Origin of the sequence: Phascolarctobacterium sp. Marseille-Q4147 (assembly GCF_017968825.1) — a bacterium.
GTDB lineage: Bacteria > Bacillota > Negativicutes > Acidaminococcales > Acidaminococcaceae > Phascolarctobacterium_A.
Map to the genome: position 1 here is coordinate 2,196,618 of NZ_CP072874.1, position 12,686 is coordinate 2,209,303.

Sequence of the window (12,686 nt, forward strand, 5' to 3'; positions counted from 1 at the left end):
AGTATGACCCCCTACTCCATGAAAACAGATTGCGGCATCTGCGTATGCAGCAGCATGCCGAAAACAAGATAAATAAACAGCAGACACAGCACCGTTGTCAGGCCGATTACCTTATAATTGCGATAATCCATAAGACGCATAACAGCCGGAATCATAAGTGCCGCTGCCGGATAAAAGCCGAGAATGCTGATGAGCACGCAGAACAAAACAACAAGTCCCATCATTAAATAAACGCGCTTGTTGCCTGTCGAAGAAAGCTGCACCTTCACGCCATGTAAATCAGTTTTATTGATAAAGGTATAAAGCAGCAGCAAAACCGAAACAGCTCCCAGCACCGCTCCCAGCGTAAAAGGCCAGAAGCCGGGACCGGGGCCGTTCTCCGTAAACTCCAGCGGAAAGGCTGCCGCAGCCTGCATAATCAGACCGCCGATAACCGCGCCCAGCACGCCCACTATATAATTACATACTGCCATGTTATTCATATAAATCATCCTTAAACAACTCCGCCATCAAAATTGACGTCAATTCGATGCCAGACTAAATTGAGTAACCGAAACTTTATTGCAAAGTTAAGAGCAAACTAAAATGGATAAATGAACTCTTATTGCAAAGCTAAGAGCAAACTACATTGAGTAATTAAATTCTCATGCAGAGAAATAATAATTGCAGCGAGTAAGTGTTTGGAACCACCGAAGGGCCGAAACTGTCTGAGCGCTATGCAAGCTAATATTGCATAATTTTTTAGCTTAGCGCGAGTTTTTCGGCACTTCGTCTTGGTTCCACACGAAACGAGCGCCCGCAATTCTTTTGAACGGAATGAGATTTAATTACGAATCTTTAACTTTATTACGCCTCTTTGGGGCCAACACGCTTAGCCGCTGCCATAATCGCCAGACGACCATGCTCAAAAGTCAAACCGCCCTGGAAGAAAACATTAAACGGCTCACGGCACGGACCATCGGCACTCAGCTCAATAGAAGCGCCCTGTACAAAAGTACCCGCAGCCATAATAATCTCATCCTGATAACCCGGCAGCGGACTTGGAACCGGCTCAACGTGCGCATCAACAGGAGAATTGCCCTGAATAGCAACACAGAAATCGCACAGACGCTGCTTGCTCTCCAAGGTAATAGCCTGAATAATATCGCTGCGGCGTTCCTCCGGCAGCGGCTTAACAGCATAGCCAAGGCCTTTGAAAACAGCAGCCGCAAAAACAGCAGTCTTAACAGCCTGCACCACGATATGCGGAGCCAGGAACAGTCCCTGATAGAACTCGCGAGCAGTGTCACCCAAGGTTGCACCCATCTCGCCGCCCAGACCGGGAGCGGTCAGACGGTAGGAAGCGTTCTCTACCAAATCGGCACGGCCGACAATATAACCGCCGGTAGGAGCCAAACCGCCGCCAAGGTTTTTAATCAGAGAGCCTGCCATCAAATCAGCACCAACCTCGGTAGGCTCCTGCTTCTCGATAAACTCGCCGTAGCAGTTGTCGACAAAGCAGATAACATTCGGGTTAGCTTCCTTTGCAGCACTGCAGATACGGCCGATTTCCGCAACATCAATAGTCTTACGTTCGCTGCTGTAGCCGCAGGAGCGTTGAATGTGAATCATCGTAGTCTTGGAGGTAACAGCATTTTTTACAGCCTCCAGGTCAACATGGTCGCCGGTCATCGGCAGCTCCTTGTAAGTTACGCCCAGGTCAACCAAAGAGCCGGGAGTTTTAACCGGAGAGCCGATAATAGTCTGCATAGTGTCATAAGGAGCACCAGTTACAGCAATCAGCTCATCGCCTGCGCGCAGGTTGCCCAGCAGAGCAACTGCCAGCGCATGAGTGCCGCTGACGAACTGAGAACGCACCAATGCTGCCTCAGTCTTGAACAGCTCGGCATAAATCAGATCCAGAGTATCGCGGCCCACATCACTGTAGCCATAGCCTGTAGTAGGCTTCAAGTAGTAGTCGGAAACCATGTTATTACGGAAGGCCGCAATAACCTTTTCAGTATTGTACAAAGCTGCTGCTTCCAGCTCTGCGGTATGCTTAGCAACCTCAGCTAAGGCTGCCTGCTCTAATGCATTGTAATCAACCAAAATTCTCACCTGATATTTTTATATTTTTTTGGCATAGCGCCAATTAATCCTAAGCCTTGGCATCTGCAGCAAGATACTTGGCAAACTGCTGCACCTGCTCTGCGTCCAGACGCACCTTCAGCAGTGTGCCCTCCGCCAGATATTCCTGCTCCAGTACCGTGCCTGCATCATGCAAGCGTCCTACCGCAGCGGAATCGCTGTAAGGCACGAGGAAGCTCTCCTCTACCGCCTTCAGCTTCAGGTTTTCTGCTATCAGCGCCAGCAGGCCGTCAAGATTATAACGTGCCTTAGCGGAAATACAGATGCTGTTTTCTTCCTTGCCCAAACGCTCTGCCAGACCGGAATCCGGCGGCAGCTTATCAATTTTATTATAAACCGTGATAATCGTCTTATCCTTGGCACCCAGCTCATCCAGAACCTGATAAACAGCAGCAGCCTGCTCCTTATACAGCTCATGGCTGACATCAATAACGTGCAGCAGCACGTCAGACTGCACAACCTCCTCCAGCGTAGACTGGAAGGCTGCAACAAGCTGATGCGGCAAGCGTTGGATAAAGCCAACGGTATCGGTCAAAATAGCCTGCTGCTTATTCGGCAGATCTAACTGGCGCGTAGTCGGGTCCAGCGTTGCGAAAAGCTGGTCCTGCGCGTAGATATCCGAATTCGTCAGCGTATTCAAAAGCGTAGATTTGCCGGCGTTAGTGTAGCCCACAAGGCTTACCGTAGGCACACTTGCCTTCGCACGTCCGGCCCTGTGCAGAGTGCGCACACTCTTAACCTTGCCGATGCATTCCTTAATATAGGCAATGCGGTCACGGATGCGACGGCGGTCAACCTCCAGCTTAGTTTCGCCGGGACCGCGGGTACCGATGCCGCCGCCAAGACGCGACAGCGCCAGGCCCTTGCCCATAATGCGCGGCAACGTATACTGCAGCTGCGCCAGCTCAACCTGCAGCTTACCTTCATTAGTATGCGCACGTTGGGCGAAAATATCAAGAATCAGCGCCGTGCGGTCAAGCACACGCACACCCATTGACTGCTCAATATTACGCTGCTGTGCCGGCGAAAGCTCATCATCAAAAATGCACAGGTCTACGTTCTCCTGCTGCACATAAAGCGCCAGCTCCTGCACCTTGCCGCGGCCGATAAAGAATGCCGGGTCCGGCTTGGGGCGCTTCTGCAGGAATCTTGCCACAACCTCCGCACCGGCAGTATCTGCCAGCTGCTTCAGCTCCTCCAGAGAATCCTCGGCCGTCCAGCCGCTGCTGTTGGGGGCACCATATTCCATGCCCACGATAATCGCCCGCTCTGTTCCCTGCGCCAGACTGGCACTGCCCGTCTGCTTGTCAAGGATGCGCTCCACCATTGCCGCCAGATTCGGGAAGAACACTCCCTCCGCCTCCTGCAGCGTCAGCGGTCCGTAGCATTCCACCTGATATTGCTCGTTATCGTCAATACCGGTAATCATGCCGAAGCTCATCTGCGACTGACTGATATCCGGCGAAGTAACACCGACAGCAATCATCGCATCAAAGCGGTTATTCTTCAGCGCGGAAATATCCACACCGCTCAGCAGCGGATTGCCGTTGGGATGAGTATGCACGCAGCGCACACCGCTCAAACGGCTGGCACCGCGTCTGCCCTCAACCGGAGGCAGCTCCACACTCTGATCATTGCCCACCGATACGGCAAGCACCTGACCGTTGCGCGCAACATAAACGCTCACTTCGCGGTTAATAAAATCAGTAACATCCGCCATACGCAAAGCCAGCTCGCTTGTCAGCAGCTGACCGCCCTCCAGACGGATATCATAAAAGGTTTTTAATTCTTCAATAACGGAATTACGGATACCCTTCAGGTTGCCGTAAATTTCATTAGCCATGGGTAATCACCTCCAATTGGGGGTTAAATTAGCAATTTGCTTATTGAAAGGCTCCCCTTGTGGGGAGCTGGCGCCCGTCAGGGCGACTGAGAGGAGCCTGACAGAAACGTTGCTTTAGGCAAAACCCCTCTCCGCCTCGACAAGCTCGGCACCTCTCCCCAAGGAGAGGCTATTTTTATTATCTTCTTGCCTTAGCAGGCTCAATATTAACCTTATACCCCCTTGATAAAGTTCTTGTTCATCTCGGGGTTAACTTAGCAATTTGCTTATCGAAAGGCTCCCCTTGGGGGGAGCTGGCGCCCGTCAGGGCGACTGAGAGGGGCCTGAAAGAAACATTGCTTTAGGCAGAACCCCTCTCCGCCTCGACAAGCTCGGCACCTCTCCCCAAGGAGAGGCTTTTTATTATCTTCTTGCCTTCGCAGGCTCAATATTAACCTTATACCCCTTAATAAAGTTCTTGTTCATCGCACCGATAACCTTTTCGGCTACATCCTCCGGTACCTCAACAAAGGTGAACTTATCATAGATATTGATCAGACCGATATCACGTGCCGGAATGTCTGCTTCGATAGCAATGGTGCTGACAATATCCTTAACCATAATCTTCTGGCTGCGGCCGATGTTGATGAACAGGCGCACCATGCCCGGACGGCCGCCGGTGTTGCGCAGGTCTTTGGACAGAATATCCTCCTGCGGAGCCTCCAGAGCCTTAATGCCCTCCTGCATCAGCTTCAGAGCTGCGGCAGCAACTTCTTCCGCACTGTAATCATCCAGCAGGCTTTCGGCAATCGGCATATAATCATGGTAAGCGTTCAGCTCCAACACAGTCTGCATCTTGCTGATAATCTGGTCGCGTTGACGCTCGATAACGTTAGCAGCGGTCGGCAGCTGACGGCGTTGAATTTTAGTCTTGACGGTACGCTCAATCAGCTTAAGCTGACGGAACTCACGCGGAGTGATGAAGGTCATAGCTACGCCGGTGTTGCCTGCACGACCGGTACGGCCGATGCGGTGAACGTAGCTTTCCGGATCCTGCGGAATATCAAAGTTGATAACGTGGGTAATGTTGTCAACATCGATACCGCGGGCAGCAACGTCGGTAGCAATCAGCACATCAACAGCGCCTTCGCGGAATTTCTTCATTACGCGGTCACGCTGGTTCTGGCTCAGGTCGCCATGCAGGCCCTCAGCCATGTAGCCACGGCTGGAAAGTGCGATAGACAGGTCATCAACACCCTTTTTGGTACGGCAGAAGATAATCAGCTTGCCGTCGATTTCTGCGTCCAGCAGACGGCACAGGCCTTCAATCTTATCCTTAGTTTCGAAATAGTATTGCTCAATCAGAGGTACAGTCAGCTCTTCCTTGGAAATGGTTACATTCTTCGGCGCCTTCATGTACTTCTTGGTCAGGCTCAGAATCGGACGGGGCATAGTTGCGGAGAACAGCAGAGTCTGGCGTTCAGCCGGCAGGCTGCGCATAATTTCTTCGATATCATCAACAAAGCCCATATCCAGCATTTCGTCGGCCTCGTCCAGTACCAGGAATTTGATATGGTCCAGACGAATAGTACCGCGGTTGATATGGTCAATCAGACGGCCCGGGGTACCGATAACAATCTGTACATTGTTGCGCAGCGCACGGATCTGGCGTTCAATCGGCTGGCCGCCGTAAACAGGCAGCGCACGCACGCGGCGGGTGCGGCCGATTTTGCCTACTTCTTCCGCAACCTGAATAGCCAGCTCACGGGTCGGAGTCATAATCAGAGCCTGAATATGCTTGAAGTCGGTAATTGCCTGCACCAGAGGAATACCGAAGGCAGCGGTTTTGCCGGTACCGGTCTGTGCCTGGCCGATAACGTCGTTACCTTCGAGCACCAGGGGAATAGTAGCGGCCTGAATCGGAGAAGGCTCTTCGAAGCCCATGTCAGTCAGGGCAGTTACAATTTTTTTGTCCAGCTCTAATTCGCCGAACATCTCTTTTTGAATGGTCATTAATTTTTATCCTCCGTATTGTTTTTTTCTTCTAATAATTTATCAATAGCCATGGAAATAGCTGTCTGAGCTATTCTCAGCTTATTTTCTGTTCTTGTCGACATAAAATGGTGCTCCTGACAATATACCACGTCGTCAGTAGCAACGGCAATATATACAAGGCCTACCGGCTTGCCCTCGCTGGCTCCCGGTCCGGCGTTGCCCGTAATGCTCACACCATAATCACTGCCCAGCTGCTTGCGCACGCCCAGCGCCATTTCGCAGGCGGTTTCGCGGCTGACAGCGCCGTATTTGGCCAGTGTATCTGCCTGCACATGCAGCAGCTTCTGCTTAGCCATGTTAGTGTAGCTGACAATGCTTCCCAGCAGATATTCGCTGCTGCCCGGCACATCCGTAACCAGACTGCTGGCAAGACCGCCGCTGCAGGATTCCGCAAAGGCAATAGTTTTGCCCTGCTTCAAAAGCTCCTGCCCCAGGCAGGCCGCCAGAGTAGCATCATCCACACCGTATATATAATTATCAACGCTCTTGCGTACCTTGGCTTCTATAGCGTCGAGCAGCTTAACTGCCTCCTTGTCATTGGCAGCCTTCGCCGTAAGCCTGATGAGAATTTCTCCGTAGCGGGCATAAAGCGCAATCGTCGGATTTGTCTGCGCCATAATCAGCTCGTCGAGCTTGGACGCTACCATGGATTCGCCGATACCGCGCAGATGCAAGGTGCGCGACATGATAATGCCGTGCTCGCTGAAGCGCTGCAGCATGCGCGGCAGCAGCTGCTTTTCGCACACATCCGTAAGCTCGCTCGGAGGTCCTGGCAGCATAATGAAGATTTTGTCCTTATATTCCAGCCACAGTCCGGGAGCGGTACCCACATCGTTCTGCAGTACCTCGGCACCGATGGGTACATATGCCTGCTTTTCGTTATTTTGCGAGGGGCAAAGTCCCTTCTTGGCAAAATAAGCATCTATGCGTCCCCATGTATCCAAATCGAGATAGCCTTCGGTATGACATACCTCCATCACCATCTCCTTGGTAATATCACCGCGCGTCGGTCCCAGACCGCCACTGGTAATGATGATATCGGCGCGCTGCATGGCCTGCTCCAGCACTGCGCGCATACGCTCCGGATTATCTCCGACCGTAGTGTGATATAAAACATCAAAGCCTATATTATTCAGCTTGCGGGATAAATACTGCACATTGGTGTTTAAAATTTCACCCAGCAGCAGCTCCGTCCCGGTAGTAATGATTTCAACCTTCATCCTGCTGTCACCCTCTCACCGGTTATTTTGACTCTTACAGCAACGCTCTTAAACCAGCTCTGCCACCATTTCATAGGTAAAGCCTTGCAGAATACGCACTCTTACCATCTGGCCTACCTCCAGCTCGGCGGCATTTTCGATAAAGATGTTGCCGTCGATATCAGGTGCCTCGTGATAGGAACGTCCTACCGCAAGAGCGGGGTTTTCTTCATCAAAGCCTTCAACGATAACGTCCAGCTCCTCATCCTCGCGCTCCTGATGGATTTCTTCGGAAATACCTGCCTGCAGCGCCATCAGCTCATGATAGCGGTTTTCCTTAACCTCAGGCTCAATCTGGTTTTCCATAGCGCCGGCCACAGTACCCTCCTCTTGGGAATACTGAAACACGCCTGCATTTTCAAAGCGCTGCTTTTCAACAAAGTCCATCAGCTCCGCAAAATCCTCATCGGTTTCACCGGGGAAGCCCACGATGAAGGTAGTGCGTATAGTAATTCCCGGGATACGCTCACGCAGCTTGGCCAGAAGTTCTTCTACCTGCGCACGTGTATCGTAACGGTTCATGCTTTCCAGCAGTCTGTCGCTGGCATGCTGCAGAGGAATATCAATATACTTGCACACCTTGTCGCATTCGGCGAAGGCTGCAATCAAATCGTCCGTAAAGTTGTTGGGATACAGGTACATAACGCGAATCCACTCGATGCCCTCCAGCTCGTTGAGGTCACGCAACAGCTGCGGCAAAAGCAGCTTGCCGGTGAGGTCCTCGCCGTAGCGGGTGGTGTCCTGCGCCACGACAATCAGCTCCTTGGTGCCGTGAGCAGCCAGGCTTCTTGCCTCAGCCATAACCTCATCATAAGGACGGCTGGTGTAGGGACCGCGCAGCTGCGGAATAATGCAGTAGGAGCAGCAGTTGTCGCAGCCCTCGGCAATTTTCAGATACGCCATGTAACCAGGCGTAGTCAGCATTCTGGGCAGAGCCTGCACATTTTTGCTTTCCAACTTCTGCAGATGCTTTACGCGCTTGCCTGCCAGCACCTGGTCGATAACCCAACCGATATCGGTGAAGCTGTCGGTGCCGACGATAGCGTCTACCTCAGGCATGCTTTCGAAAAGCTCGTCTGCATAGCGCTGGCCGAGGCAGCCTGTCATAATCAGATACTTGCAGCTGCCCTCTTCCTTATATTGCGCCATTTGTAAAATTGTGCTGATGGATTCTTCCTTCGCACTTTCGATAAAACCGCAGGTATTAACAATAATCAGTTCGGCATCTGCGGGATCATTGGTAATCTCCAGCTGCTTATCCTTGATAATACCCAGCATAACTTCAGAATCTACCAGATTTTTGGGACAGCCAAGGCTGACCATACCTATTTTCATTCTTTACCTCCAAAACCTGCTGCCCTCACCCAAGCTGTCGGGACAGCAAGCAAGAGCATAAATCACTATAATCTAATCACTAATCACTGATGACTAAACACTAATCACCAGCCACTATTTACTGAATCTTACCTTACTCAGCCACTTATTTGTCAGGCCGTCCTGCTTACCAGGCTCCAGATAACTGCTGTTGAGCCAGATTTTATCGGCATCGGCGGCAGCCTCATCAAAGCCACGCGGGAACAGGAAAAGATAGCCTGTAGCATTTTCCTGCGCTATCGCCTGCACCTGCTCGCTTGTCAAAAGCCATTCCATAACCTTCAGGCCCTGCAAATCATCTGCAGTATTCTTAAACAGGCCTACGCAGAAAAGATTTACCGGCGTGCCTTCCTTGGGATAGACAACATAAGCGGGAAATTTATTTTCCAGATATTTAAAAACGTAGCTTTGTCTGGTAATAGCCACATCCGCATCACCTACCGCCGCCATGCGCACAGGCGTAAAGGGAAACTTGGAATATTGCCCGATAAAGCGGTTGATATTGCCTAAATACTCCAGCGATTCATCCTCGCCGAAGCGGTCTGCCAGACCTGCCAGAAAGTTTTGCGTACTGTTGCTGTCGGATAAATTTTCCAGAGCAATGCGCAGCTGCTCTTTCCCTGCCAAATCCTGCCAGCTGCAGATATTGGTCTGACCGACAGTACGGGCGTACTGCTGGTTGACCAGAAAAACTATCGGATCATAGAAAACGCCGTACCAGCTTAAATCCGGGTCACGAAACTTCTGCGGCAGTCTGTCGCCATCGGCAAAGGCCACAGGCTTCAGGCGTCCCTGACGCTTCAGGCCGACAAGCGTGCGCTGTTCGGCCAGCACAACGTCCGGCAGCTCCCCGCCGGGCTTCAGCTCGTAAACAGCCTTCAGCTGCAGCTTATCCTTCTGCTCCTTGTTGAAGGCATCAACCAGATTTTCAGTAAATTTATTATCAAGCTCGGAATACAGGATAACGGTTTTTGCCCCTGCGTTCTGTACAGGAGCAGGCTGCTCACCGCAGCCTCCCGTCAGTATTCCGGCCAAAATCAGCACTAAAAAGATACAACGGATCATCTCATCCCTCCGTTACTATCTGCGGCGCTTATCCTCACGCCTTTTTCCACCGGTACTGCCTGAAGCGGTACTGCGCGCTGCATTACATGTCGCACTGCCCGTTGCATTACGTTTCGGTCCGCGAGATGCATCACGCTTCGCGCCTCGCACTCCGCCGCGCTGCTCCTGCTCGGTATGCAGCAGGCATTTATGTCCGCTGCCCACAAGGTCCATGCGTCCGGCCTTCTGCAGCGCCTCCAGCACCAGCTTGCGGTTACGCGGAACACGGTACTGCATCAGCGCACGCTGCATTGCCTTATCATGCGGATTGCGGGCCACAAATACGGTTTCGCCGCTTTCCGGGTCGATGCCGGAATAATACATCGCCGTCGCCGCACTGCCGGGAGTAGGAATGAAGTCCTGCACCTGCTCCGGATTGTGCTTGATGTCACGCAAAAACTCTGCCAGCTCAATAGCATTGTTCAGCGTGCAACCCGGATGGCTGGAAATAAAGTACGGCACCAGATATTGCGGCAGACCGATTTCTTTATTTTTTTGCGTAAACATGCGCATAAACTTCAGATAAACTTCCTTGCCGGGCTTGCCCATACGCGCCAGAACCTGCGGTGCGATATGCTCCGGTGCAATCTTCAGCAGGCCGCTGATGTGATAACGGCACAGCTCGTCCAAAAACTCCTGCTTTTTATCCGCCAGCAGATAATCATAACGGATACCGCTGCGGATAAACACCTTCTTGACGCCCGGTAAAGCGCGCAGCTTGCGCAGCAGTGCTATATAATCGCTGTGGTCGGCATCAATATTGGGGCACGGCTTGGGGAACAGGCACTGTCTGTCCTTGCACACGCCGTATTTCAGCTGCTTGGCACAGGAAGGATGACGGAAGTTGGCCGTAGGGCCGCCAACGTCATGGATATAACCCTTGAAGCCGGGAAGCTGTATCAGCAGCTTTGCCTCACGCAGAATAGATTCATGGCTGCGAGCCTGAATTATACGTCCCTGATGCGCATGAATAGCGCAGAAGGAACAGCTGCCGAAGCAGCCTCTGCTGCTGACTAAACTGAACTGAACCTCCTCCAGCGCCGCCACGCCGCCTTTGGCGTCGTAGCTCGGATGCCAGTTACGCATATAGGGTAAATCGTAGATAGCATCCATCTCCTCCATCGTCAGCGGGAAGATGTTCGGATTCTGTACGATATATTTTTTCTGTCCCTTCTGAACTACCGGCTTGCCGTAGAACGGATCCTGCTCCTTGCTCTGCAGCTTGAAGGCTCTGGCAAATTCCTTGCGGTCATTCTTGATCGCCTGCCAGTCGGGAAGCTCCACATATTCCTCATCAGGCAAAGTGTCGGACATATAGGCCGTGCCGCGGATGTAATGCATGTCCTCGGCAGAGGCACCGCCTGCCAGATAATCGGCAATTTCCATAATCTGCTTTTCGCCCATGCCGTAAACCAAAAGGTCCGCACCGCTGGCCTCCAGAATAGAAGGCATCAGCTTGTTTTCCCAGTAGTCAAAATGCACAAAACGGCGCAGGCTGGCTTCAATGCCGCCGATAATTACAGGCATATCGGGCCACAGCTGCTTGACGAGCTGCGCATAAACGGCCGTAGCATGGTCGGGGCGCTGTCCCACAGCACCGCCTGCGGTATATTTGTCGACAGAACGCTCTTTCTTGGCTGCCGTATAACGGCATAGCATGGAGTCAAGGTTGCCGCCGGAAATAAGCACGCCCAGTCGCGGCTTGCCCAGCTCTGCCATATATTCTGCTTTATCCCAACGCGGCTGGCACAGCATAGCTACCTTGTAGCCCTGCGCCTCCAGTACACGGCAGATTACTGCCGGACCGAAGGAGGGATGGTCTACATAAGCATCGCCGCTGATAAACAGAAAGTCAATCTGCTCCCAGCCACGCTCGGCAATTTCTTGAGCGGAAATCGGTAAAAACTGTTTCATTAAAAACTCCTGAACAAATTATTATTTCTTCTTATCGGCCTTCACTTCGCCGGCAGCCTGCGGCTGCTGCGGCTCAGCCGGCTTAACCTCAGCCTGCGGCTTCGGTTCTTCTGCCTTCGGCGCAGGTGCTGCTGCTGCGGGCTGCGGCGCTGCTTCCTCTACTGCGGCAGCAGGTGCAGCCTTGGTTTCGGCTACGGGCTGCGGTGCAGCCTCCTCTGCTTTTTTCTCAGCTGCAGGCTGTGCGGGAGCGTTGCGCAGATAGGTCTTCACGGCCACGCCATGCTCGCCCTTCAGGTCAACAGCCTCGCCGTTCACCTTAATGCGCACAACACCGATATTGCCGTATTTGATAATCAGCTTATCCTTAGCCTCGAAATGCTTGCTTTCCTTAGCATGCAGAATGCCGGCAAAAAGCTCCTTGCCGTCGGCACTTGCCTCCAGCCAGCAGTCACCCTCGGCCTCCAGGTCAACGGTAACCTTGTCCAGCACTGCGGGTGCTTTAGCTTCAGGCTTAACCTGCTCGGTCTGCTTAGCCTCATCCTTAGGCATGTTTTTAAAATAATCAATCGTAGCGGGAATAGCAAAATAGCCTGCGGTAAGCACCGCTACCGCTGCTAAGCCTGCCAGGCACTGCTTCATCGGCAGCTTCGGCAAACCCGGCATTTCAAAACGGCCTGTACCGCTGCCGATATCACGCTTATCCTTCAGCTGGATATTGAGGCGGACCTTTTCCACCTCGCGGATACCCTGGCTGCGTACAGCCTCTGCCGCCATACCGGCAGCACTTGCTTTATATTCATTAACAAGCTCCGGACCGTTCAGTCCCAGATAATTGCCGTAGTTGCGGATTATTCCCTTCAGGAAAACCTCGCCCGGAGTCTTGTCATATTCGTCATTTTCTACAGCCTGCAGATAACGGCTGCGGATACTGGTAGCCTTTTCTGCATCAGCCAGGGAAATACCCTTGGCCAGTCTTGCTTCTTTTAAAATTGCGCCAACAGTCTTTTCCTTATCATCCATTTCGCCTGCAC

General features: G+C 52.2%; 9 protein-coding genes. All 9 read right to left on the reverse strand.

Annotated features, from left to right (window positions below; all coding sequences use genetic code 11):
* Positions 1-11: 11 nt before the first annotated feature.
* Entirely contained in the window at positions 12-482 is a 471-nt protein-coding gene (locus tag KAH19_RS10030; RefSeq protein ID WP_210684479.1) for a tripartite tricarboxylate transporter TctB family protein, read from the reverse strand.
* 364 nt (positions 483-846) lie between these two features.
* Complete coding sequence (locus KAH19_RS10035) at positions 847-2,097, reverse strand: methionine gamma-lyase family protein (protein WP_246869362.1); 1,251 nt, start codon at positions 2,095-2,097, stop codon at positions 847-849.
* 40 nt (positions 2,098-2,137) lie between these two features.
* Positions 2,138-3,970: a GTPase HflX gene (gene hflX / locus KAH19_RS10040; RefSeq protein ID WP_210684481.1), complete on the reverse strand. Its 1,833-nt coding sequence runs from the start codon at positions 3,968-3,970 to the stop codon at positions 2,138-2,140.
* A gap of 402 nt (positions 3,971-4,372) precedes the next feature.
* The gene (locus tag KAH19_RS10045; protein WP_210684482.1) at positions 4,373-5,962 is read right to left on the reverse strand and encodes a DEAD/DEAH box helicase; all 1,590 of its coding nucleotides are present in this window, start codon (positions 5,960-5,962) and stop codon (positions 4,373-4,375) included.
* Positions 5,962-7,224: a competence/damage-inducible protein A gene (locus KAH19_RS10050; protein WP_210684483.1), complete on the reverse strand. Its 1,263-nt coding sequence runs from the start codon at positions 7,222-7,224 to the stop codon at positions 5,962-5,964. The genes KAH19_RS10045 and KAH19_RS10050 overlap by 1 nt, the downstream gene beginning before the upstream one ends.
* 48 nt (positions 7,225-7,272) lie before the next feature.
* Positions 7,273-8,598, reverse strand: coding sequence for a 30S ribosomal protein S12 methylthiotransferase RimO (gene rimO, locus KAH19_RS10055; RefSeq protein WP_210684484.1), 1,326 nt, complete (start codon positions 8,596-8,598; stop codon positions 7,273-7,275).
* 114 nt (positions 8,599-8,712) lie between these two features.
* Positions 8,713-9,702 (reverse strand): ABC transporter substrate-binding protein, encoded by a 990-nt coding sequence (locus tag KAH19_RS10060; protein WP_210684485.1) that lies wholly within the window; start codon positions 9,700-9,702, stop codon positions 8,713-8,715.
* 15 nt (positions 9,703-9,717) lie between these two features.
* The gene (locus tag KAH19_RS10065; RefSeq protein WP_210684486.1) at positions 9,718-11,655 is read right to left on the reverse strand and encodes a YgiQ family radical SAM protein; all 1,938 of its coding nucleotides are present in this window, start codon (positions 11,653-11,655) and stop codon (positions 9,718-9,720) included.
* Between the two features lie 21 nt (positions 11,656-11,676).
* Positions 11,677-12,675 (reverse strand): helix-turn-helix domain-containing protein, encoded by a 999-nt coding sequence (locus tag KAH19_RS10070; RefSeq protein ID WP_210684487.1) that lies wholly within the window; start codon positions 12,673-12,675, stop codon positions 11,677-11,679.
* Positions 12,676-12,686: the final 11 nt, after the last annotated feature.

Bases quoted from the DNA above. Each gene is read 5' to 3' on its own strand.
- hflX (WP_210684481.1), bottom strand. From the start codon at position 3,970: ATGGCTAATGAAATTTACGGCAACCTGAAGGGTATCCGTAATTCCGTT.
- rimO (WP_210684484.1), bottom strand. From the start codon at position 8,598: ATGAAAATAGGTATGGTCAGCCTTGGCTGTCCCAAAAATCTGGTAGAT.
- KAH19_RS10050 (WP_210684483.1), bottom strand. From the start codon at position 7,224: ATGAAGGTTGAAATCATTACTACCGGGACGGAGCTGCTGCTGGGTGAA.
- KAH19_RS10070 (WP_210684487.1), bottom strand. From the start codon at position 12,675: ATGGATGATAAGGAAAAGACTGTTGGCGCAATTTTAAAAGAAGCAAGA.
- KAH19_RS10030 (WP_210684479.1), bottom strand. From the start codon at position 482: ATGAATAACATGGCAGTATGTAATTATATAGTGGGCGTGCTGGGCGCG.
- KAH19_RS10045 (WP_210684482.1), bottom strand. From the start codon at position 5,962: ATGACCATTCAAAAAGAGATGTTCGGCGAATTAGAGCTGGACAAAAAA.
- KAH19_RS10065 (WP_210684486.1), bottom strand. From the start codon at position 11,655: ATGAAACAGTTTTTACCGATTTCCGCTCAAGAAATTGCCGAGCGTGGC.
- KAH19_RS10060 (WP_210684485.1), bottom strand. From the start codon at position 9,702: ATGATCCGTTGTATCTTTTTAGTGCTGATTTTGGCCGGAATACTGACG.